This window comes from Pseudomonas sp. LPB0260 (assembly GCF_013388395.1).
The window spans coordinates 2604741-2627200 of sequence record NZ_CP058247.1 but is presented as its reverse complement, the minus strand read 5'-3'; the positions used below and the strand labels follow the sequence as shown (position 1 = coordinate 2627200).

The 22460-nt window shown below is 63.6% G+C and carries 21 protein-coding genes, 3 tRNA genes and 2 pseudogenes; 18 read left to right on the top strand and 8 right to left on the bottom strand.

Annotation, left to right across the window (positions count from 1 at the left end):
• Positions 1–84 precede the first annotated feature (84 nt).
• The 3 genes from relA to cysM form a co-directional block, all read right to left on the bottom strand.
• Positions 85–2328 carry a GTP diphosphokinase gene (gene relA / locus LPB260_RS11705; protein ID WP_208708896.1) on the bottom strand — a complete coding sequence of 748 codons (2244 nt, stop codon included), beginning with the start codon at positions 2326–2328 and terminating at the stop codon, positions 85–87.
• Positions 2329–2496: 168 nt separating this feature from the next.
• Positions 2497–3849, bottom strand: a complete 1353-nt coding sequence (gene rlmD, locus LPB260_RS11700) for a 23S rRNA (uracil(1939)-C(5))-methyltransferase RlmD (RefSeq protein ID WP_208708895.1) — start codon at positions 3847–3849, stop codon at positions 2497–2499.
• Positions 3849–4754, bottom strand: a complete 906-nt coding sequence (cysM, locus tag LPB260_RS11695) for a cysteine synthase CysM (RefSeq protein ID WP_208708894.1) — start codon at positions 4752–4754, stop codon at positions 3849–3851. The genes rlmD and cysM overlap by 1 nt, the downstream gene beginning before the upstream one ends.
• Positions 4755–4938: 184 nt before the next feature.
• Between cysM and LPB260_RS11690 the strand changes: the two genes are divergently transcribed.
• Genes LPB260_RS11690 through LPB260_RS11675 form a run of 4 tightly spaced genes read left to right on the top strand, consistent with a single transcriptional unit; the run spans position 4939 to position 9598 of the window.
• Positions 4939–7695 carry a response regulator gene (locus LPB260_RS11690; RefSeq protein WP_208708893.1) on the top strand — a complete coding sequence of 919 codons (2757 nt, stop codon included), beginning with the start codon at positions 4939–4941 and terminating at the stop codon, positions 7693–7695.
• A gap of 40 nt (positions 7696–7735) precedes the next feature.
• Positions 7736–8731 carry a 2-hydroxyacid dehydrogenase gene (locus LPB260_RS11685; protein WP_208708892.1) on the top strand — a complete coding sequence of 332 codons (996 nt, stop codon included), beginning with the start codon at positions 7736–7738 and terminating at the stop codon, positions 8729–8731.
• Positions 8732–8759: 28 nt separating this feature from the next.
• Positions 8760–9185: a hypothetical protein gene (locus LPB260_RS11680; RefSeq protein ID WP_208708891.1), complete on the top strand. Its 426-nt coding sequence runs from the start codon at positions 8760–8762 to the stop codon at positions 9183–9185.
• An 8-nt stretch (positions 9186–9193) separates the two neighbouring features.
• Positions 9194–9598, top strand: a complete 405-nt coding sequence (locus LPB260_RS11675; RefSeq protein WP_208708890.1) for an META domain-containing protein — start codon at positions 9194–9196, stop codon at positions 9596–9598.
• Positions 9599–9652: 54 nt separating this feature from the next.
• On the opposite strand, the gene dinB is transcribed toward LPB260_RS11675, so the two are convergent.
• On the bottom strand, positions 9653–10714 hold the full coding sequence (dinB, locus tag LPB260_RS11670; protein ID WP_208708889.1) for a DNA polymerase IV: 1062 nt from the start codon (positions 10712–10714) through the stop codon (positions 9653–9655).
• Positions 10715–11006: 292 nt separating this feature from the next.
• Here dinB and LPB260_RS11665 point away from each other — a divergent pair.
• The 6 genes and pseudogenes from LPB260_RS11665 to LPB260_RS11645 all read left to right on the top strand — a co-directional run bounded on the left by LPB260_RS11665 (position 11007) and on the right by LPB260_RS11645 (position 13718).
• A tRNA-Met gene (locus tag LPB260_RS11665) sits at positions 11007–11083 on the top strand.
• 123 nt (positions 11084–11206) lie between these two features.
• Positions 11207–11283 (top strand) — tRNA-Met (locus LPB260_RS11660).
• Positions 11284–11406: 123 nt separating this feature from the next.
• Positions 11407–11483: transfer RNA gene (locus LPB260_RS11655), tRNA-Met, on the top strand.
• A gap of 147 nt (positions 11484–11630) precedes the next feature.
• Positions 11631–11801, top strand: a pseudogene (locus tag LPB260_RS29035) (cytochrome B); the annotation flags it as partial.
• A gap of 149 nt (positions 11802–11950) precedes the next feature.
• Entirely contained in the window at positions 11951–13273 is a 1323-nt protein-coding gene (rimO, locus tag LPB260_RS11650) for a 30S ribosomal protein S12 methylthiotransferase RimO (protein ID WP_208708888.1), read from the top strand.
• Positions 13274–13361: 88 nt separating this feature from the next.
• Entirely contained in the window at positions 13362–13718 is a 357-nt protein-coding gene (locus LPB260_RS11645; RefSeq protein ID WP_208708887.1) for a thiol-disulfide oxidoreductase DCC family protein, read from the top strand.
• A 25-nt stretch (positions 13719–13743) separates the two neighbouring features.
• Here LPB260_RS11645 and LPB260_RS11640 read toward each other — a convergent pair whose 3' ends face one another.
• Positions 13744–14394, bottom strand: coding sequence for a TetR/AcrR family transcriptional regulator (locus tag LPB260_RS11640; RefSeq protein WP_208708886.1), 651 nt, complete (start codon positions 14392–14394; stop codon positions 13744–13746).
• 50 nt (positions 14395–14444) lie between these two features.
• Between LPB260_RS11640 and LPB260_RS11635 the strand changes: the two genes are divergently transcribed.
• A complete protein-coding gene (locus LPB260_RS11635) occupies positions 14445–14912 on the top strand; it encodes a hotdog fold domain-containing protein (protein ID WP_208708885.1) in 468 nt (155 codons plus the stop codon).
• A 143-nt stretch (positions 14913–15055) separates the two neighbouring features.
• Here LPB260_RS11635 and LPB260_RS11630 read toward each other — a convergent pair whose 3' ends face one another.
• Positions 15056–16018 carry an integron integrase gene (locus tag LPB260_RS11630; RefSeq protein WP_208708884.1) on the bottom strand — a complete coding sequence of 321 codons (963 nt, stop codon included), beginning with the start codon at positions 16016–16018 and terminating at the stop codon, positions 15056–15058.
• 142 nt (positions 16019–16160) lie between these two features.
• On the opposite strand from LPB260_RS11630, the gene LPB260_RS11625 reads away from it, so the two are divergent.
• The 6 genes from LPB260_RS11625 to LPB260_RS11600 all read left to right on the top strand — a co-directional run bounded on the left by LPB260_RS11625 (position 16161) and on the right by LPB260_RS11600 (position 20881).
• Positions 16161–16592, top strand: coding sequence for a hypothetical protein (locus tag LPB260_RS11625; protein ID WP_208708883.1), 432 nt, complete (start codon positions 16161–16163; stop codon positions 16590–16592).
• A 362-nt stretch (positions 16593–16954) separates the two neighbouring features.
• Positions 16955–17434, top strand: coding sequence for a hypothetical protein (locus LPB260_RS11620; protein WP_208708882.1), 480 nt, complete (start codon positions 16955–16957; stop codon positions 17432–17434).
• An 87-nt stretch (positions 17435–17521) separates the two neighbouring features.
• Positions 17522–17938 carry a DUF5518 domain-containing protein gene (locus LPB260_RS11615; RefSeq protein WP_208708881.1) on the top strand — a complete coding sequence of 139 codons (417 nt, stop codon included), beginning with the start codon at positions 17522–17524 and terminating at the stop codon, positions 17936–17938.
• Positions 17939–18086: 148 nt separating this feature from the next.
• Positions 18087–19595: a transposase gene (locus LPB260_RS11610; protein ID WP_208708880.1), complete on the top strand. Its 1509-nt coding sequence runs from the start codon at positions 18087–18089 to the stop codon at positions 19593–19595.
• A gap of 195 nt (positions 19596–19790) precedes the next feature.
• Entirely contained in the window at positions 19791–20201 is a 411-nt protein-coding gene (locus LPB260_RS29355) for a lysozyme inhibitor LprI family protein (RefSeq protein WP_208708879.1), read from the top strand.
• A gap of 365 nt (positions 20202–20566) precedes the next feature.
• Entirely contained in the window at positions 20567–20881 is a 315-nt protein-coding gene (locus LPB260_RS11600) for a YciI family protein (protein ID WP_208708878.1), read from the top strand.
• Positions 20882–21042: 161 nt separating this feature from the next.
• Here LPB260_RS11600 and LPB260_RS11595 read toward each other — a convergent pair.
• Both LPB260_RS11595 and LPB260_RS11590 read right to left on the bottom strand, forming a co-directional pair.
• Positions 21043–21333: pseudogene (locus LPB260_RS11595) on the bottom strand (cell division protein ZapA); the annotation flags it as partial.
• Positions 21330–21578 (bottom strand): hypothetical protein, encoded by a 249-nt coding sequence (locus tag LPB260_RS11590; protein ID WP_208708876.1) that lies wholly within the window; start codon positions 21576–21578, stop codon positions 21330–21332. The pseudogene LPB260_RS11595 and the gene LPB260_RS11590, both read right to left, overlap by 4 nt.
• Before the next feature lie 419 nt (positions 21579–21997).
• On the opposite strand from LPB260_RS11590, the gene LPB260_RS11585 reads away from it, so the two are divergent.
• On the top strand, positions 21998–22414 hold the full coding sequence (locus LPB260_RS11585) for a CBS domain-containing protein (protein ID WP_218281516.1): 417 nt from the start codon (positions 21998–22000) through the stop codon (positions 22412–22414).
• The last annotated feature ends 46 nt before the right edge of the window (positions 22415–22460 follow it).

Sequence of the window (22460 nt, the reverse complement as noted above, 5' to 3'; positions counted from 1 at the left end):
TGACGCCTTGCCCGTCCATCGGCGGGCTTTCGGCACGCCGGCGGACGAATGAAGCGGCGCCCCCAGGGCTGGCGCGCGTGCGGCTCAGGACGGCCGCTGGCGCCGGGCCTCGATGATATTGGGCAGCTGCGAGATGCGTCCGAGCAGGCGTCCCAGTGCATCCAGCCCGGGAATCTCCACCGTGATCGACATCGACGCGGTGTTGTCTTCCTTGTTCGACTGGGTATTGACCGCCAGCACATTGAGCTTCTCGTTGAGCAGCAGCTGGGTCACGTCGCGCAGCAGGCCGGAGCGATCGTAGGCCTTGATGACGATATCCACCGGGTAGGTCTGCACCGGCACCGGCCCCCAGCTGACCTGGATGATCCGCTCCGGCTCGCGCCCGGCCATCTGCAGCACCGAGGCGCAGTCCTGGCGGTGGATGCTGACCCCGCGACCGAGGGTGATGTAGCCGACGATCGGGTCGCCCGGCAGCGGCTTGCAGCAGCCGGCCATCTGCGTCAGCAGGTTGCCGACGCCCTGGATCTGGATATCGCCGCGCTTGCCCGGGCGGAAGCCCAGGGCCTTGCGCGGGATCAGCTCGAGCTGCTCGCTGCCGCGCTCCGGCTCCACCAGCTGCTGGGCCAGGTTGACCAGGTGGGCCAGGCGCACGTCGCCGGCGCCGAGGGCGGCGAACAGGTCCTCGGCGCTCTTCAGGTTGGCCTTCTCGGCCAGCGCGTCGAACTCCACCTGCGGCAGGGCCAGGCGGCCCAGCTCGCGCTCGAGCATGGCCTTGCCGGCGGCGACGTTCTGGTCACGGTCCTGCAGCTTGAACCAGTGGACGATCTTCGCCCGTGCCCGCGAGGTGGTGACATAGCCCAGGTTGCTGTTCAGCCAGTCGCGGCTCGGCGTACCGTGCTTGCTGGTGATGATCTCCACCTGCTCGCCGGTCTGCAGGCTGTAGTTGAGCGGCACGATGCGCCCGTTGATCTTGGCGCCACGGCAGTTGTGGCCGATCTCGGTATGCACCCGGTAGGCGAAATCCAGCGGCGTGGCGCCCTTGGGCAGGTCGATGGCGTGGCCATCCGGGGTGAACACGTAGACCCGGTCGGGCTCGATATCCACCCGCAACTGCTCGGCCAGGCCGCCGATGTCGCCCAGCTCCTCGTGCCACTCGAGCACCTGGCGCAGCCAGGAGATCTTCTCTTCGTAGTGATTGGAGCCGGACTTGACGTCGGTGCCCTTGTAGCGCCAGTGGGCGCACACCCCCAGCTCCGCCTCCTCGTGCATGGCGTGGGTGCGGATCTGCACCTCCAGCACCTTGCCCTCGGGGCCGAGCACCGCGGTATGCAGCGAGCGATAGCCGTTTTCCTTGGGGTTGGCGATGTAGTCGTCGAACTCCTTGGGGATGTGCCGCCAGAGGGTGTGGACGATGCCCAGCGCGGTGTAGCAGTCGCGCATCTCCGGCACCAGCACGCGCACCGCGCGCACGTCGTAGATCTGGCTGAACTGCAGGCCCTTGCGCTGCATTTTGCGCCAGATCGAATAGATGTGTTTCGCCCGACCGCTGATGTCGGGCTTGATCCCGGTGGCCTCCAGCTCGGCGCGCAGGTGGTCCATCGCATCGTTGATGTACTGCTCGCGGTCCAGGCGCCGCTCGTGCAGCAGCTTGGCGATCTGCTTGTACTGGTCGGGCTCCAGGTAGCGGAAGGACAGGTCTTCCAGCTCCCATTTGATATGGCCGATGCCCAGGCGGTGGGCCAGCGGCGCGTAGATGTCGAAGACCTCGCGCGCCACGCGCTGGCGCTTCTCGTCGTCGGCTTCCTTGACCGCGCGGATCGCGCAGGTGCGCTCGGCCAGTTTGATCAGGGCCACGCGCACGTCGTCGACCATGGCCACCAGCATCTTGCGCAGGTTCTCCACCTGGGCCTGGGAACCGAGCACCAGGGAATCGCGCGGGTTGAGGCTGGCGCTGATCGCCGCCATGCGCAGCACGCCGTCGATCAGCTTGGCCACCACCGGGCCGAAGCGCTGATGCACGGCCGCCAGGGTCACCTTGCCCTCACGCACGCCACGGTAGATCACCGCGGCCACCAGGGAGTCCTGATCGAGCTTGAGGTCGGCGAGAATCTCGGCGATCTCCAGGCCGGCGCGGAAACTCGACGCGCCCTCGGCCCACAGATTCTGCGCGGCATTGGCCTGCTGCTCGGCCTCGCGGGCGAACTCGCAGGCGTCGTGCAAGGCCTCGCGGTCCAGCGCCGGATCGACACTGAGCACATGCTCCAGCCAGGCCTCGAGATTGATGCTGCCGTCATCGTTGATCGGCTGATGCGCTCTCACCTGAACCATACTGCTTACCTTCCCTTACGGTGCGCATGCGGCGCCCCGAACGATCGCCGGCCTTCTCCGGGCCAGTCGGTTTAACTGCTTGAGGTGCGCTCCCTGCCCACCCTGTTGAACCTAGATAAGGTTACCCCAACGCAAAAACAAGACGCCTTGCGCGGGGCAGATCCCGACCTACGGCTTTTCGAACAACGCCATCGCCTCGACATGGGCGGTCTGCGGAAACATGTCGAGGATGCCCGCCTGGCTCAGCCTGTAGCCCTGCGCCAGCAACTCGGCACTGTCGCGGGCCAGGGTCGCCGGGTTGCACGAGACGTACACCAGGCGCCGGGCGCCCAGCGCGCCGATCTGCCGGACCACCTGCAGCGCGCCGTCGCGCGGCGGGTCGAGCAGCACGGCGGCGAAGCCGCCCTGGGCCCAGCCGGCGTCGGCCAGGGGCTCGGCCAGGTCGGCCCGCACCACCCGCACGTTATCCAGGCCATTGCCGGCGGCATTCTGCTCAGCCCGCTCGACCATCGCCTGCACCCCTTCCACCGCCACCACCTCGCGCACCTCACGGGCCAGCGGCAGGGCGAAGTTGCCCAGGCCGCAGAACAGGTCCAGCACCCGTTCATCAGCCTGGGGCGCCAGCCACTCCAGGGCCTGGGCGACCATTGCCTCGTTCACCGGCGCATTGACCTGGACGAAGTCCCCGGGCCGGTAACTCAGCTGCAGGTTCCAGCGCTCCAGGCGATAGCCCAGCTCGGGCGCCGAGGCGAACGGCTCGGGCTCGCCACTGCCCTGCAGCCACAGCTGCGCGTCCTGGGCCTCGGCGAACGCCTGCAGGCGCGCCAGGTCCTCCTCGCCCAGGGCGGCGGTGTGACGCACCAAGATGGCGCTGGCGGTGCCATGGAACAGCTCTACGTGGCCGATGGCCTGGGGCTTGTCCAGGCTCCTCAGCACATTCGGCAAGGCCCGCAGGATAGGCTGCAAGGGCTGTACCAGAACCGGGCAGTCGTCGATGGCGACGATGCCCTGGCTGGCCGCGACGCGAAAGCCGACGTCCAGGCGCCGGGCCTTGGCGTCCCAGCGCACGGCGATGCGCGCGCGACGCCGGTAGCCGAACTCGGGGCCGACCAGCGGCGCTGCCCAGCGCTGCGGCTGCACCCCGGCCACACGGCTGAACTGCTCGGCGAGCTGGCGCTGCTTGAGTTCGAGCTGATCGGCGTGGGGCATATGCTGCACGCTGCAGCCGCCGCAGGTTCGCGCATGGACGCAGGGCTCGGGACGGCGCTGCGGGCTGGCGCTGAGAATGCGCTCGGCGCGGGCCTCGACCACTTGGCTGCGGGCGCCCTGCACGCGAGCCTCGACCTCCTCCCCGGGCAGGGCGCCGCTGACGAACCAGGTGCGCCCCTCGACGAAAGCGATGCCACGGCCATCATTGGCCAGGCGCTCGATGCTCAGACGCTGCTTCTTGCCCACCGGCACCTGGGGCGCACGCGCGCCGCCGCTGGGCTGAAAGCGCAGCCCACCGCTCTTCTTGGCCATCAGTCGTGGGGCGTGTCGTACACGCCGGTGGACAGGTAACGGTCGCCACGATCACAGATGATCGCCACCATCACCGCGTTCTCCACTTCCTGGGACAGGCGCAGCATGGCCGCCACCGAACCGCCGGACGACACCCCGCAGAAGATCCCCTCCTCGCGCGCCAGACGGCGCATGGTGTCTTCGGCCTCGCGCTGGGCCATGTCGATGATCCGGTCGACCCGCTCGGCCTGATAGATCTTCGGCAGGTATTCCTGCGGCCAGCGACGGATGCCGGGAATCGACGCGCCCTCCATCGGCTGCAGGCCGACGATCTGCACCTGCGGGTTCTGCTCCTTGAGGTAGCGCGACACCCCCATGATGGTGCCGGTGGTGCCCATGGAGCTGATGAAATGAGTGATCTGGCCCTGGGTCTGGCGCCAGATTTCCGGGCCGGTGCCGCTGTAGTGGGCCTCGGGGTTGTCGCCGTTGGCGAACTGGTCGAGGACCTTGCCACGGCCGCCGCGCTGCAGGCTCTCGGCCAGGTCGCGGGCGCCTTCCATGCCGTCCTCGCGCGACACCAGCACCAGCTCGGCGCCGTAGGCGGTCATCGCCGCCTTGCGCTCGGCGCTCATGTTGTCCGGCATGATCAGGATCAGCTCGTAGCCCTTGATCGCCGCCGCCATCGCCAGGGCGATGCCGGTATTGCCGCTGGTGGCCTCGATCAGGGTATCGCCGGGGCGGATATCGCCGCGCAGCTCGGCGCGGGTGATCATCGACAGCGCCGGGCGGTCCTTCACCGAGCCGGCCGGGTTATTGCCCTCCAGCTTGACCAGCAGGGTGTTGGAGGTCGTGCCCGGCAGGCGCTGCAAACGCACCAGCGGGGTGTTGCCGATGCAATCGGCGATGGTGGGAAACTGCAGGGTCATGGCGTCGCTCGAATCCAGACGGCAAGAAGGGACGCCCATGATAACGGCAAACCGGCGACGGCCATAACGCGACGATGATCTACCCGGGCGCATCGGCTCGACGCGGGCGGGCCTGTCATTCCCGCGAGGCCAGCCGCTACACTGGCGCACTGAGGACAGTGATAGGCCGGGCAGGAGAAAGCGAGTGTTCAAGGATCTAGGCATCAAAGGTCGGGTGCTGATGCTCACCCTGTTGCCGACCAGCCTGCTGGCGCTGGTGCTCGGCGGCTATTTCACCTGGGTGCAACTGTCCGGCCTGCAGGCCCAGTTGCTGCAGCGCGGGCAGATGATCACCGAGCAGCTCGCCCCGCTGGCTGCCCCCGCCCTGCTGCGGGGCGACGCCACCCTGCTGCAGCGCATCGCCACCCAGGCCCTGGAGCAGCCGGACGTGCGCGCGGTGCGCTTCCTCGCCGCGGCGCGCAAGCACCTGGCCCACGCCGGGCCCAGCATGCTCAATGCCGCGCCCAGCGGCGGCGAACTACAGGCCGCGCGGCGCACCGGCCAGGACGCCACGCGTTTCCTCCTGCCAGTATTCGAGCAGCACCTGAACCTGACCGGGGCGGCGATCGACGGCCCCGGCGAGCGCCTGCTCGGCTGGGTGGAGCTGGAGCTGTCGCACCACGGCACCCTGCTCAGCGGCTATCGCAGCCTGTTCGCCAGCCTCTTGCTGATCGCCACCGGGCTGATCGTCACCGCCCTGCTGGCCATGCGCATGAGCCGCAGCATCAACGACCCGCTGCGACGCATCAAGCACAGCGTCGCACTGCTCCAGGACGGCCATCTGGAAACCCGCCTGCCGGCGCTCGGCAGTCATGAGATGGACGAGCTGGCCGCTGGCATCAACCGCATGGCCGAGGCCCTGCAGAACGCCCAGGAAGAACTGCAGCACAGCATCGACCAGGCCACCGAGGACGTACGGCAGAACCTGGAGACCATCGAGATCCAGAACATCGAACTGGACTTCGCGCGCAAGGAGGCCCTGGAGGCCAGCCGCATCAAGTCCGAGTTCCTCGCCAACATGAGCCACGAGATCCGCACCCCGCTCAACGGCATCCTCGGCTTCACCAACCTACTGCAGAAGAGCGAGCTGAGCCCGCGCCAGCAGGACTACCTGGGCACCATCGAGAAATCCGCCGACAGCCTGCTGGGGATCATCAACGAGATCCTCGACTTCTCCAAGATCGACGCCGGCAAGCTGGTGCTCGAAAGCATTCCGTTCAACCTGCGCGACCTGCTCCAGGACACCCTGACCATCCTCGCCCCGGCGGCCCACGAGAAGCAGCTGGAACTGCTCAGCCTGGTCTACCGCGACACCCCCATGACCCTGGTTGGCGACCCCCTGCGCCTCAAGCAGGTGCTGACCAACCTGGTGAGCAACGCGATCAAGTTCACCCGCGAAGGCAGCATCGTCCTGCGCGCCATGCTCGAGGACGAGAGCGCCGACCACGCGCAGCTGCGCATCAGCGTGCAGGACACCGGCATCGGCCTGTCCGACGAGGACCTGCGCGCGCTGTTCCAATCCTTCAGCCAGGCCGACAACTCGCTGTCGCGCCAGGCCGGCGGCACCGGCCTGGGCCTGGTGATCTCCAAGCGCCTGATCGAGCAGATGGGCGGCGAGATCGGCGTCGACAGCAGCCCCGGCGAGGGTTCGGAGTTCTGGGTCAGCCTGAGCCTGCCGAAGGCCCGCGACGACGCCGAGGACCTGCCGCGCCCGCCCCTGCTGGGGCGGCGCGTGGCGCTCCTCGAAAGCCACGACCTGGCGCGCCAGGCCCTGGAGCACCAGTTGGAGGACTGCGGCCTGAAGGTCAGCGCCTTCGCCGACCTCGACAGCCTGCTGGAGGCCGTCGACAAGGCCCGCCACGGCGAGCAGCCGATCAACCTGGCGGTGCTCGGCGTCACCGCCCAGGTCCTGCCGCCGGACAACCTGGGCCAGCGTATCTGGGATCTGCAGCACCTCGCCTGCAAGACCGTGGTGCTCTGTCCGACCACCGAGCAGGCGCTCTACCACGAGGCCCTGCCCGATGCCTACAGCCAGCTGCAGGCCAAGCCCGCCTGCACCCGCAAGCTACAGCGCGCCCTGGCCGAACTGATCAGCCCCCGCCTGCCGCTGCGCCGGGAAACCGACCCGCCGGTCCCTGGCCGGGCCGCGCGCATCATGTGCGTTGACGACAACCCGGCCAACCTGCTGCTGGTCCGCACCCTGCTCGAGGACATGGGCGCCACGGTGAGCGGCGCCAGCAGCGGTTACCAGGCCCTGGAACAGGTGCAGCACGACAGCTTCGACCTGATCTTCATGGACGTGCAGATGCCCGGCATGGACGGTCGCCAGACCACCGAGGCGATCCGCCAGTGGGAAGCCGAACGCCAGCGCACGCCGGTGCCGATCATCGCCCTGACCGCCCACGCCCTGGCCAACGAGCGCCGCGCCCTGCTGCAGAGCGGCCTCGACGACTACCTGACCAAGCCCATCAGCGAGCGCCAGCTGGCCCAGGTGGTACTCAAGTGGACCGGCCTGGCCCTGCGCAGCCAGGCACCGGAGCACCCCGCCGAACCCAGCGCCGGCGCCAGCCAGCTGAGCGTGCTGGATGCCGCCGAGGGCCTGCGCCTGGCCGCCGGCAAGGCCGACCTGGCCAGCGACATGCTGAACATGCTGCTGGCCGGGCTGCCGGGCGATCGCCAGGCGATCCGCCAGGCCCGCGAAGCCGGCGAGCGCAAGGCGCTGATCGAGCGGGTCCACCGCCTGCACGGCGCCACCCGCTACTGCGGCGTGCCGCAATTGCGCGCCGCCTGCCAGCGCAGCGAAACCCTGCTGAAACAGAACGATCCGGCCGCCCAGCACGCCCTGGACGAGCTGGACGCGGCCATCGACCGGCTGGCCAACGAAACCCAGGTCAGCGCCTGAGGCCACAGCGCCACCGACGAACCCGCAACGAGGAGACGCCATGCGCATCATCCTGTTCAGCAGCAAGCCGTACGACCGCGACAGCTTTCTCGCCGCCAAGCGTCCCCAGGCCTGGCAGCTGCAGTTCCAGGAGGCCCGCCTGGGGCTCGAGTCCGCCGCCCTGGCGCAGCACTGCGAGGTGGTCTGCGCCTTCATCAACGACGACCTCTCGGCGCCGGTGCTGCAGCGCCTGGCGGCCGGCGGCACGCGACTGATCGCCCTGCGTTCGGCCGGCTACAACAATGTCGACCTGAAGGCCGCGCAGCAACTGGGCCTTTGCGTGGTGCGGGTGCCGGCCTACTCGCCCCATGCGGTGGCCGAGCACGCCGTGGCACTGATCCTGGCCCTGAATCGACGCATCCACCGCGCCTTCAACCGCACCCGCGAGGGCGACTTTTCCCTGCACGGGCTGATCGGCTTCGACCTGCACGGCAAGACCGTCGGCGTGGTCGGCTGCGGCAACATCGGCCGGGTCTTCGCCCGCATCATGGCCGGCTTCGGCTGCCGGGTGCAGGTCTACGATCCCTTTCCGGTGGCGGACCTGACGCAACTGGGCGGCCAGCAGGTGGAACTCGACCAGCTGATCGCCGAGAGCGACATCATCAGCCTGCACTGCCCGCTGAACGAAAGCAGCCACCACCTGATCGACGCGACGCGCCTGGGGCAGATGAAGCGCGGCGCGATGCTGATCAACACCGGGCGCGGCGCCCTGGTCGACACCCCCGCGCTGATCGAGGCGCTGAAGAGTGGCCAGCTCGGGCATCTCGGCCTGGATGTCTACGAGGAGGAAGCCGAGCTGTTCTTCGACGACTGCTCCGACCAGCCGCTGCAGGACGACGTGCTGGCGCGCCTGCTGACCTTTCCCAATGTCATCGTCACCGCCCACCAGGCCTTCCTCACCCACGAAGCGCTGACCGCGATCGCCAGCACCACCCTGGACAACATCGCCGCCTGGGCGGCCGGCGCACCGGTCAATCGGCTGCCCCCCGGCCCGTGATAGCATGCGCGGCAATTTTGGAGGAGCCATGGCCGAACACGATTTTCGCTACAACCTGCTCAACCCCGAGCACACCCTGATCGAATGCCGCGCCCTGGCGCCGGGCCGCTACCAGGTCACCGGCAACGGCGGCTCGATCCACAGCGGCGACGGCCTGCTGGTCACCCTCAAGGGCAGCCGCGACCTGAGCATGCGCCTGCAGGTCGACAAGGTGCGCCACCTGATCAACCCGCGCGGCCAGTGGGTCGCCGTCGCCCACGGCCCGGCGTTCGGCGAGCTGGCGATTTTCAACTGGCAGGTCAAGTGCGACGGCTGCGCCAGCCAGCTGGACTTCGAGTTCGCCGTCGACGCCGCCCTCGGCAAGAAGGCCCAGGCCCCGGCGGCCGACGCGCGCATCCGCGAGCTGGGCTGGCGCAGCCAGGACGGCCGCCACCTGTGCCCCAAGTGCCCGTAGGCCCAAGCATGCGCCACGCCCTGATAATCTCCCTGCTCGGCGCCAGCCTGCTGAGCTGCGCCAGCCCCCCGCCGCAGCTGGAAACCGAACGCAGCTATCGCATCGAGTGGATCGGCGGGCGCCCGGCGCTCGACGACAGCCATCCGACCCTGACCCTGGGCGAGGACGGCCGCGCCTATGGCAGCACCGGCTGCAACCACTGGTTCGCCCGCTACGAACTGCAGGGCCAGCGTCTCAGCTTCGCCGCCGCCGGTAGTACCCGCAGGCAGTGCGCCGCCGCACAAATGGAGCAGGAAGCCCATTTTCTCGACAGCCTGGGCAAGGTGCAGCGCTGGGATGTCTCGCCGCTCGAGCAGCTGCGCCTGTGGCCCGAGACCGGCAAACCGCTGCGCCTCTGGCCGCTCGAGGGCTAGCTGACGCAGACTGCCCGCCTACCCCAACGGTGGATGTGAAAGGCGACATCCACCCTACGGCGCGAACAACTCCAGCTGCTCATGCCGGCCGCGCAGGTCGTGCAGCCGCACCCCCACCCCGAGCAGCCGCACCGGCTTGTTGCCGCGGGCAAACGCGGCGCTGAGCAGCAGCTTGTAGCTGTCCAGGTCGCGACGCGCGCCCGCCTGCTCCAGGGTGGTCTGGGTGAAGTCGTGGAACTTGATCTTGACGAAGGGCTTGTCCGGCCGGTAGCTGGCGTCCAGGCGCGCCATGCGCCGGGCCAGCTCCTCGAGCAGCTGCGGCAGTTGCGCGAGGCAGGCCGGCAGGTCCGGCAGGTCGTGGTCGAAGGTGGTCTCCACGCTGACCGTCTGCCGGCGGCTGTCGGTCTGCACCGGTCGCTCGTCGATCCCCCGTGCCAAGCCCCAGAGCCGCTCGCCGAAGTGGCCGAACTCCTTGACCAGCGCCAGCTTGTGCCACTGACGCAGATCCGCGCAGTCACGAATGCCCAGGCGCCCAAGCTTGTCCGCGGTCACCTTGCCCACGCCGTGCAGCTTGCTGACCGGCAGTTCGGCGACGAACGCCTCGATCTGCTCCGGGGTGATGACGAACAGGCCGTTGGGCTTCTTCCAGTCGCTGGCGATCTTGGCCAGGAACTTGTTCGGCGCCACGCCGGCCGAGACGGTGATGTGCAGTTCCTGGGAGACCCGCCGGCGAATCTCCTGAGCAATCCGCGTGGCGCTGCCGGCGAAATGCGGGCTGTCCGACACATCCAGATAGGCCTCATCCAGGGAGAGCGGCTCGATGACCTCGGTGTAGTCGCGAAAGATCCCTTGAATCTCCCGGGAAACCGACTTGTACACCTCCATCCGCGGTTTGACGATCAACAGGTCCGGGCACAGTTTCAGCGCATGCCCGGAGGCCATCGCCGAACGCACCCCATAGGCGCGTGCCTCGTAGTTGCAGGTGGCGATCACCCCACGACGATCCGCCGCGCCGCCCACCGCCAGCGGCTTGCGCGCCAGGCTGGGGTCGTCGCGCATTTCGATGGCGGCATAGAAACAGTCACAATCGACGTGGATGATCTTGCGGGTTGTCATGGTCGGAATCTGTAACTCAAGGTGCGGCGGGCGGACAACAGGCTGAGCGGCGCCGAATGGCCCCGGACTCTAGCCCAAGCGCAACGCCATCGGCTACGCCGGCCAGCCAGACAATCGATAAATGTCGACTTTCCTGAGGGAACCTCGCCCCGCCCGATCCTCCCGCAAAGGCCCGGCAGATCAGGCCGACAGCGCTTTCGTGAGTGCCCAGCAACGCTAAGCGTATGAACAAACAACAGTTTTTAACCGAACTAAAGGTTGACAGCCTGCCTCTAAACTATAGAATGGCCGCCGCGGGATGGAGCAGTCTGGTAGCTCGTCGGGCTCATAACCCGAAGGTCGTAGGTTCAAATCCTGCTCCCGCAACCAAATACCCGGAAAGGCCACTCAATCGAGTGGCCTTTTTCGTTTGCGTCCGATTCAGCTATTTAAGTAATTGATTGAAATATAGAAATCGATTGACAGAAGCGCGTATCTATATAGAATGGCCGGCGCGGGATGGAGCAGTCTGGTAGCTCGTCGGGCTCATAACCCGAAGGTCGTAGGTTCAAATCCTGCTCCCGCAACCAAATACCCGAAAAGGCCACTCAATCGAGTGGCCTTTTTCGTTTGCGTCCGATTAAGCTATTTAAATAATTGATTGAAATATAGAAATCGATTGACAGAAGCGCGTATCTATATAGAATGGCCGGCGCGGGATGGAGCAGTCTGGTAGCTCGTCGGGCTCATAACCCGAAGGTCGTAGGTTCAAATCCTGCTCCCGCAACCAAATACCCGAAAAGGCCACTCAATCGAGTGGCCTTTTTCGTTTCAGCGCTCGCCACAACCCCGCAGCACCTCCCTGACGATTTCCCGACTTCCTCCCCGCTAGCCTCTGCTCCGCAGGCGTAGGCGTAGGAGACAGACAACCCATGCCCTGGAAAACACCGAAGTCCGTTACGGCAGCCTGTCGATTGCCCTGCACTGGTTGAAGCTGCCGATCGCGGCGGTCTACGCCTGCATCGAGTCCAAGGGTTACTTCCCCAAGGGCAGCGACGCCCGCACCCTGCTTATGCAGTGGCACTTCATGCTGGGACTGGCGACCTTCGGAGCCGCTCACCGGCCGCCCTCTTATGATCAGCCACGACGCGCAATCGCTCGCGGCGCTGGTCAAGCCGGCGATCCGCCGCTAGAATTGCGCACTTTTTGATCAACGGCGCCTTTCGCGCCCATCCTCCAAAGCCTGAGGTCAGCCGCATGTCCACCCCTGCCACGCCAAAAGTCGGATTCGTTTCACTGGGTTGCCCCAAGGCCCTGGTGGACTCCGAACGCATCCTGACCCAGCTGCGCATGGAAGGTTACGAGGTCGTGCCGACCTATGAAGACGCCGACGTAGTGGTGGTCAACACCTGCGGCTTCATCGACAGCGCCAAGGCCGAATCCCTGGAGGTGATCGGCGAGGCCATCGCCGAGAACGGCAAGGTCATCGTCACCGGCTGCATGGGCGTGGAAGAGAGTGCGATCCGCGACGTGCACCCCAGCGTGCTGTCGGTCACCGGCCCGCAGCAGTACGAGCAGGTGCTCAACGCCGTGCACGAAGTGGTGCCGCCGAGCAAGGAGCACAACCCGCTGATCGACCTGGTGCCGCCCCAGGGCGTCAAGCTGACGCCGCGCCACTACGCCTACCTGAAGATTTCCGAAGGCTGCAACCACAGCTGCAGCTTCTGCATCATCCCCTCGATGCGCGGCAAGCTGGTCAGCCGCCCGGTCGGCGAGGTGCTCAGCGAGGCCGAGCGCCTGGTCAAGGCCGGGGTCAAGGAACTGCTGGTGATCAGCCAGGACACCAGCGCCTACGGAGTCGACATGAAGTACAAGACCGACTTCTGGAACGGCCAGCCGGTGAAGACCCGCATGACCGAGCTGTGCGAGGCGCTGTCCTCCATGGGCGTGTGGGTGCGCCTGCACTACGTCTACCCGTATCCGCACGTCGACGAGCTGATCCCGCTGATGGCCGCCGGCAAGCTGCTGCCCTACCTCGACATCCCCTTCCAGCACGCCAGCCCGAAGGTGCTCAAGGCCATGAAGCGCCCGGCCTTCGAGGACAAGACCCTGGCCCGTATCAAGGCCTGGCGCGAGATCTGCCCGGAGCTGACCATCCGCTCGACCTTTATCGTCGGCTTCCCCGGCGAAACCGAGGAAGACTTCCAGTACCTGCTCGACTGGCTGACCGAGGCCCAGCTCGACCGCGTCGGCTGCTTCCAGTACTCGCCGGTGGACGGCGCCCCGGCCAACCTGCTGGACAACCCGGTGCCGGACGAGGTCAAGCAGGATCGCTGGGACCGCTTCATGGCCCACCAGCAGGCCATCAGCACCGCCCGCCTGCAGCTGAAGGTCGGCAAGGAAATGGAGGTGCTGATCGATGAGGTCGACGACCAGGGCGCCGTCGCGCGCTGCTACGCCGACGCCCCGGAAATCGACGGCAGCGTGTTCATCGAAAGCACCGCGGTCAAGCCCGGCGACAAGGTGCGCGTGCGCATCGTCGACGCCGACGAATACGACATGTGGGCCGAGCTGATCTGACTTGCCCCGCCCCTTCCCATCACGGGAAGGGGCTTGCCCACCCCGCCCCCGCTAGACTTAAGACAAGCCCCGCCACCAGGCCAAGCCCATGGCCCGACTCAAGGTCTATTACGACGGCGCCTGCCCGCGCTGCGTGGCCGACCGCCGCCGCTACGAACGACTCGCGCAGCACGACGACAGCGTCGAATGGGTCGACATCACCGGCCAGGAGAACCAGCTGCGCGCCGCCGGCATCGATCCCTACCGCGCCCTCACCGAACTGCATGTAGAGGATGACCAGGGCCGCATCCACCGCGAGCTCGACGCCTATATCCTGCTGATGAGGCGCACGCCGAGGCTGCGTCCGCTGGCCTGGCTGCTCGGCCTGCCCGGCCTCAAACCACTGCTGTCCTGGTGCTATCGACGCTGGGTGTTGCGCCGCCTGCGCCGCCAAGGGCGGCTATAGACGGCGCGCCCTGCGCCCCAGCGAGCTAGCCGCTCACGGCCTCGGCGATCGAACGCCATGCGGCATCGGCGAAGATATCAGCGTGCACGGTAGGAGCGCCTTTGACCCGTCCCGACAACCAGGCACGGCAGTAGTTTTCTGCTTGGCCGATCAACAGCGAGGCATAGACCTCACGGGGTAGCTTGCGGATCACCCCGGCATCCACCCCTTTGCCCAACCATTCGAGCAAGGCGCCATAGCGGCGCCGGTTGCGCGCGGCCAGGTCGTCCTGGCGCGGCCCCGAAGCCACCGCATGGCGCGCCTGAGAGATAAAGCGGGCCAGCTCCGGTTGCTGCTCAACCCAGGCCAGGTACGTCCGGATCAAGGCCTCAACCGCCTCACGTGGCGTGCTGGAACCTTCTATGCGGGGCTGCACCAGGGCCAACTGATCGTCTAGCGCGGCAAAGTAGAGTGCCGCCACCAGACCCTCCTTGTTGCCGAAATGGTGATAGATCGAGCCGATGCTGCTTTCGGCGCGCAGGCGAATGTCCTCAATCTTGGTCGACTCGAGGCCCATTTCGTCGAAGCACGCCAGCGCACAGGCCATGATGTGCCGCTTGTTCGATCGGCGGTCGCCGGGCTCGACGCGTTCCAGGGCCGCCAGCGCGGCTGAGTAATCGTAGCTTGACACAGGCATAGAACAATACTCTAGAATAATATTCCGTATTTTACATAGAGCGCGTGGCGATGAGTACAGGCACATTGGCGATTTGGCAACGCTTCTCCAGCAAGCCCGCTGGCAAATGGGCCTTCTCCCGGCTCCTGTGTTTCAAGGCGCCCTACTTTGCCAGCATTCGCCCTCGGTTCGAGGCACTGAGGCCCGAGTACTGCGAAGTATCGATCCCTAAGCGCCGCGCCGTGCTCAACCACCTGGGCACCGTGCATGCCATTGCCATGTGCAACATGGCTGAACTGGCCGGTGGAACCATGACCGAGGTGACAGTCCCGCGAACGCACCGCTGGATACCCAAGGGCATGACGGTCGAATACCTGAAGAAAGCCACGTCCGACCTGACCGCGGTCGCCACACCCGAATCGCAGCCGGACTGGTCGGCGCCCGGCGACTACAAGGTTAATGTCGAGGTCAAGGACCAAGCGGGAGTGGCCGTTTTTCGGGCAGTGATCACCATGTGGGTAACGCCTAAATCGGCATAGCCATGCAGACTTCGCCTCAATGTCGCGCAACAACGCCATGGCGTCGACACCGGCTACGCTGCGTGACCTGACCGACCTCAACCCTCGCCGCTGCCGGCACTGCCGGCCTTAGGGGCTGCCCCACCAGGGCTATAGACGGCGCCTCAGCGATCCAGCGGGCTCAGCACCCCGAGCCCGCCGCGATTGAGCACATGGGTATAGATCATCGTGGTCTTCACATCGGCGTGGCCCAACAGCTCCTGCACCGTGCGGATATCTTGACCGCTCTCCAGCAGATGGGTGGCGAAGCAGTGACGCAAGGTATGCGGTGTGGCCGGCTTGATGATCCCCGCCGCGCGCAACGCCGGCTTGAAAGCGCGCTGCACCTGCTGCTCATTGAAATGATGACGACGCTCCGCGCCCGAGCGCGGGTCGATCGAACGGCGCGATGCCGGAAACACATACTGCCAACCCCACTCCCGCGGCGCCGCGGGATATTTGCGCGCCAGGGCGAACGGCAGATAGACCTCGCCGAAGCCCTCGGCCAGATCCCGCTCGTGTTGCGCCTTGACCCAGGCCAGATGCGCCTGCAGCCCGTCGCGCAGCGAGTCCGGCAGCAGCGTAACCCGGTCCTTCATGCCCTTGCCGTCGCGCACCAGAATCTCGCGGCGCTGGAAATCCACATCCTTGACCCGCAGTCTCACCGCCTCCATCAAGCGCATGCCCGATCCGTACAACAGGCCAGTGATCAGGCCCACCTCGCCGGAGAACTGCGCCAACAGACGCTGCGTCTCCTCGCGACTCAATACCAACGGCAGGCGCTCGGGCCGCTTGGCGCGCACCACCCCATCCAGCCAGGGCAACTCGATGCGCAACACCTGCTTGTAAAGAAACAGCAGCGCCGCCAACGCCTGGTTCTGCGTCGACGCCGACACCGTACGCTGCACCGCCAGATAAGACAGGAACTGCTCGACCTCCTCCGCGCCCATGTCCGCCGGGTGGCGCAACTTCTGGAATCGGATGAACTGCCGGACCCAGTGCAGATAGACAGCTTCCGTACGAATCGAATAATGTCGCACGCGGATCTGTTCGCGCAGTTGATCGAGCAGTTTGGGCTTGCCGTCCATGGTGTATAACTCCCTTCTGATCCCAGCATCCCGCTGGAACCCCCAGAATAGACAAGGAAGGCCAAAGGCGACAAGGAACGTTATCCACCAAATGGCGCGTTTAAACGCACCGCTTGGTGTCTAATTTTAGTTAGAGGCAATTATGAGTTTCGGAACATTTTACATAATTGACGATGAAGCTCGATCGTTCTTCGAAGGAAGGATAACGAAAAGTGATTGGTATGATGCTTTAGGAGAAATCGAGATTCAGAATAGTGAATCATGTGATGCTGAAGAATCAATACCTGCCTGGGTATTAGCCTTGAAGAACGAAGAACAACCCTTGAATTTACTGTTCCAAGGTGAACTACGGGCAGAGCCAAATGAATATGACGATCCTGACGTTGTATTTATCGGCAAAGACATGATCTCCTCAATTGTTAAAGAACTCGAAAAGAAACCGAAACCATATTTCGAAAAGTTACTTGACAATGTCAATTGCACACCAGATTTTTGGCTTTTCGACTCAATGTTTCAGTTTCTAAAAAGGGCAGGCGCTAACAAAAAGGCTATTGTAATAATATGGGGCGGCTAATGAGCTCTAACAAAGCCATGAACTCGGGTTTTGATAAAGCGTCATCTTTTTTGTTCAAAAAAAACCCCACTTCCCCAAGCTGGTTAGGGCGGAGTTACCATTTGTATTCTTCTTATTTGTTTTTGCACCGCGTACATTCGTAAAATTGCTCCACTACTTTCGGGTTTACAGCGGTTCGTCAGCAGCATCGATACATTAAATTTATTGCGTTTCGCCAGGTTAATCGCGCAACGCGCTACAAGCAGGAAAGCGGTGCTTTAAATTATGCGCACATCCGAGCCTCTAACAATTGGTTCAAATCGCTCGCTGCGCTCGCTGGGACGGGCTAAAGCCCGCCCCTTAACCAAACGTTAGGGACAACCATGCTTCATCTACGCGACATGACATATGGATTGTTAATTCTGGCGCTAATACCATTACTGCACTATGGAATTGATAGCACCATATACTCTGGCTTATGGAGCCTGAAATACGACTATCTTCCTATATTCATCATTCCAGCTGCGTGCATTATGGCCTGCGGCCTTGCCAGGCCTGCCCCTTTCTTCCTAACGGGCATATGTCTAGCATTTTCACTAACACTTGCTATGAGCATGCTCAATGACATGATCTGGCCACGCCATGGTCATAGAGGGCTTGATTATTTACTAGGTTCTTTAGGCGCCTCTGCTGGTGCAATAATCACCCTTACTTATCTAAAAATAAGCAAGGCAAAATCCATAAGCTCATACACGCTTCTTGGTTTCACTGGAACCCTGCTTGGCTTCATTATTTCCCAGCAAGCCTTCTGCAACACTGTTATTTACTGCGGGCCATTTTCACTTATGTATTACACCCAATGAGCCAGCCCCTAACAACTGGTTCAAACCGCTCGCTTCGCTCACTGGGACGGGCTAAAGCCCGCCCCTTAACCAAACGTTAGAGGACATATGGATTATCGTGCAGTATCAAAAGGACTTGTAGCTTCCTTAGTTATCTATTTAATATCCAGGCCATTGCTTAAATGGCATAGCTTCCTCGTTGAGGACATATCAAACGAAATTATTGCACTGATTGTAAACTCAGCTCACCAGCCTATTTCAATAACCTCATGGTTCATAGGTGGCGCACTTGTAGGTTATTTATGCAATGCCAATCCAATTAAAAACGGAGCTCTTGCAGGCGCACTATATGGAGTAGCATTCAGCATTGTCGGCATTGCCTTAATAAGCGGCCAAACTCACGACTTAACAACCAAATATTTACAGTTAATCCGAGCAGCCTTTATGATTGGAACCTATTCATTTTTGTTCGCACTATCGGCCTCCTTCGGCAATCTGTTACGAAGCCAGCGTAGTGTCCTCTAACTAGTGGTTCAAATCGCTCGCTGCGCTCACTGGGACCGGCTAAAGCCGGCCCCTTAGCTTAATCGTTGAGGCTGTAGAAAAACCTGCTGCCACCTCTTGTACAGACTGATAACCTTCAGCGTATTCAATCGCAGGGAGGCGTGGGGCAATGCCTCGATTCAAGACCGTTCACAGGGGCCTCAAGCTCCTCCCCATCGACTTCGACAAGCAGTTGCTGCCTGGCACCTTCGAGCACGCCCTGAGCTACCTGGTCGATCACGAACTGGATCTTTCCGACTTCCACGCCCGTTACCGCAACAGTGTCGAAGGCGCACCGGCCTACGACCCGGCCGTGCTGCTGAAGATCGTTCTGCTGGCCTACAGTCGCGGCATCATCAGCAGCCGCAAGATAGCGGCCGCCTGCCGTGATCATGTGCTGTTCATGGCCATTTCCGGTGACAGCCAGCCGCACTTCACGACCCTGGCCCACTTCGTCTCCGCCATGGGCGAGCTGGCCGCCAAGCTGTTCGCCCAGGTGCTCACCGTGTGTGATCGGCAGGGCCTGATTGGCCGTGAGATGTTCGCCATCGACGGCGTCAAGTTGCCGAGCAACGCCAGCAAGGCCAAGAGCGGCACCCGTGCCGACTTCCTGCGCCAGGCCGAGAAGATGGAGAAAGCCGCGCAGGCCATGATTGAACGTCAGCGGCAGTGCGATAGACAGCCCGAGGATGACGACTTGCGGGCCGCCCGCAAGCTGGAGCGCCTGCAAGCCAATGCCCGCCAACTGCGCAGCTGGCTCAGCGAAAACCCCGACGACCGAAAAGGGGCCAAAGGCCGGGTCAATCTCTCCAACCGCACCGATAACGACTCGGCCAAGATGGCCACCAGCAAGGGCGTGGTCCAGGGCTATACCGGCGTGGCCACGGTGGATGAGCAGGCGCAGATCATCGTCGATGCCCAGGCCCATGGCACCGGTTCGGAGCAGGCGCTGCTCACGCCCGTGGTGGCGGCCACTGCCGCGTGGCGCACCCCAACCACCTGCTACACCGCCGATGCCGGTTACCACAGCCGCAAGGCGCTGGAACAATTGGAGGCCGCCGGCATCGCCGCCTTTATTCCCGATAACGGCTATCGCAAGCGCGATTCACGCTATGCCGGGCAAGCTCTGCATACAGAGAAACCCGACCCGCTCTGGGACAAAAGCGCCAAACCGCGCACGAGCAGGCGCTACAGCCCAGCCGATTTCCACTTCGATCCGATCCAGCAAACCTGCACCTGCCCGGCGGGCAAACAGCTCTATGGCAACGGCAGCAACTGTTTGATCAAGGGCCAGCCGGCGATCAAGTTCAAGGGCGCGCTGCGCGACTGCCTGAGCTGCCTGCAACGCAAACAATGCCTGCGCACGCCGGAGAAAACCGCAGCGCGCCAGGTCACCTTCTGCTTGCCCAAGGCCGCGCCAGACAACGCGCTAACCCGCATGCGCCGCCGCATCGACAGCCCGCAAGGTCGCGAGATGATCACCCGCCGCTTCGCCACCGTGGAGCCGGTGTTCGGCAACCTGCGCCACAACAAGCGCCTGGATCGCTTCAGCCTGCGTGGGCGCGAACGGGTGGACGGCCAATGGAAGCTCTACTGCGTCACCCACAACATCGAAAAACTGGCTCGCTGCGGAACCTAGTCATGACGAACAGCCTGCAGAAGCGCTTCCAAGCCCCCCTCACGTGCCCCAGCACAGCCCGTGAATGGCCAACCACTCACCTATCCTCCAAGAACCCCCATCGCCAGATGCGCGCGCAGCTTCTCAAAAGAGGCGCTGTGAGCCTTGATAGCGGGAGTGGTTTTGAGGATTTTCTACAGCGTCGTTAGGGAAACTATGCACTGGAAACTCGCGGCAACAAGCGGTGTGTGTTTTGCTCTCGTTAGCATAACCACTGTATCAGCCAAATCCGGCAATCCGTGCAATGCTTCCAATACCGAAGCAGAAATGTACGAGTGCTTGAGCTTGGAATTAAGAAAATCAGACTCCGAACTAAATCTTGCGTATAAAACCCTCATTGCCAGATACAAAGGAAATGGTTCGCCGTCAGGATCAAGTATAGAAACACAAGATATCTACCTTAAGAAAGCACAAATAGCTTGGATCAAACAGCGCGATGCAAATTGTGACTTTGAAACTTACGAGTCAATTACAGGAAATGGCTTCGGTACAATTTACACAGCATGTCTTCTAGAGCAGACACAAAAGAGAGCTGAGTACCTTAAATGGTTCATTCAGCACCCCTAACAAGTGTATATGGACGCTCCCCACAAGTAGATGAGGAATCGCTTTTCAAGCCTGTCGTCAGTGCGGTTGCATTCGTATATCCGGCCTGTCATGGGCAGCTTCGCCCTGGCCACTCTGTAGTTCGCGCAGCGGGGGCCCAGCGTTCAATCGATCCCGAGGATCATGATTGTTATCGGCCTTGTTCCGCTGCAGGACTCGCCGGTTCCGATAGATCCCCACGATCTATCTCCAACGCTCTCCGATTTTCGGATTGTCGTGCGCCTCGCACGGCAAGGCTGCGCGACATCTGGCGATTCGGGCGCCTGTCGCTCGACTAGAGTATGGACGTAGGGTCCAGCAAATTTGGGCTCAGCAGGAGGTTGCAGATGGCCAAGTATTTGTTCGTGTATCACGGCGGCAGCACTCCGAATGCCCCCGAGGAGGTAACCCAGACAATGCAGGCCTGGGGCGAATGGTTTGCCTCCATGGGCGCGGCGGTGAGCGACCCTGGCAACCCGGTTGGCCTGTCGACGACGGTCAACAGCGATGGCTCGGTCACTCACAACGGCGGCAGCAATCCGGCCAGTGGCTACAGCATTATCGAGGCGGCTTCGGCCGAAGCAGCCATCGAGCATGCGCAGCGCTGCCCAATACTGGCAGCAGGCGGCAGTATCGAACTCGCCGAGATCATCCAGATGTAACAGCCCTGGCCTCAGGCGCAGCGCGCCGGCCGCTCGCTGCGCGCAACAGTCGAGCGGGTACAGTCAGGGGCGCCTGCGGCCCGCCGGGCCTAGCGCGCCCGCCCAGGGAGCGCCACCGCGGCTTCGTCCGGCGCGGCCAGCGTATCCTCGACAATACGCGGGATCAGGTTCGCGATGTCGGCCACCCGGTTACTCAACCGCTCTTCCTGCTGCTGCAGTTCCTGGCGATGGCGCTGCTCCATCTCGGCCTGCTGGGCACACAGCTTCAACGCCGTCAGCACCAGCAAGCGGTCGCCGATCAAGGACGGCGAGGCGGCCTTGGTCTCCGCCAGAAGCTTCTTGAGCAGCTGCGCCGATTCGTTCAGGGCCTGCTGTTTACCGGCAGGCGCCTTGATGCAGTAGTCATTGCCGAGGATGGAAATGACCGTGACCGTTTCCCCTTCCAGGCTCATGCGTGGGCAGCACTCGGCGCGGCCTGCGCGCTACGACCGGCCAGCTCGACCAGGGCCTGGATGCGCGCCGCCGTGGCGCTGTGCAGCTCTTCCTGCTCCAGGGCGCTCATCTGCAGGGCCTCGTTCTCGTCCTTCAGCTGGGCCAGTTCGGCGCGAATCTGCTGGTTCGCCTCCTGCAGCGCCCTGTTCTCCTGCACCAGGGCACCGACAAGTTCTTCCAACTGACTCAGATTGTTTTCCAACATATTGATTACTCAGGATTTTCGGCGGGGCGCCACAATAAAGAAAAGCGTCGACAGAAGCCAGACAAGCCGCAGCCCGGCGACCTCCGACGCGCGTTGCTGGGCGCGCTCCCAGGGCCTGCGGATGCGACCAGCCGTTTTCCGACTGCCCTGTGCCATGGGAGTTCCCCCCTGCCCTGGGCCCAGTGAAGACAGGCGCCGTTGGCGCGCACCAGATTGGCCCGGTGACGCACCGCCATGAAGCCGCGACCTCTATCAAGCGACCAGATCGCAGGCGCCTGCCCCAGCGAATGCAGGCCCGCCAGCCCCCCGGCCTGAAATTTGCTGAGGTCGACCCGGCCCGCACCATCCCAGGCCCCTGAAGCCTGCTGCCTCACCAACCACACTCAGCAAGGCCATCCGACCCGAACTGGAGTACCGCCGTGATTTCTGCCTCTATCGCCCGCTGCATGAGCAAAGACTTCGCCCTGATCCACCCCGAAATGCCGGTGGTGGCGGCATCCGCCAAACTGATGAAGCACGCCATGCTCGGCGGTCCGGTGGTCGATGGCGAGGGGCTGCTGCTGGGCTGGATCTCCGAGCAGGAGTGCCTGCAGGTGAGCATCCAGGTGGTCTACCACAACCAACGCGTGGCCACCGTGCGCGACATCATGCGTACCGACGTGCTGTGCGTGAAGCTGGATGACGATCCGCTCGAGCTGGCCCAGCAGATGCTCGGCGACAAGCCCAAGAGCTACCCGGTGGTCGACGCCAGGCGCAAGGTGCTGGGTGTGGTTACCCGCCGCCATGTCCTCAACCTTCTGATCGATCAGCTGGGCAGCTTCGGCAAGACCGCCTGACTCTCGCGCCGCTGGCGGCAAGTGCCGCGCTACCCGGTTGCAGCCA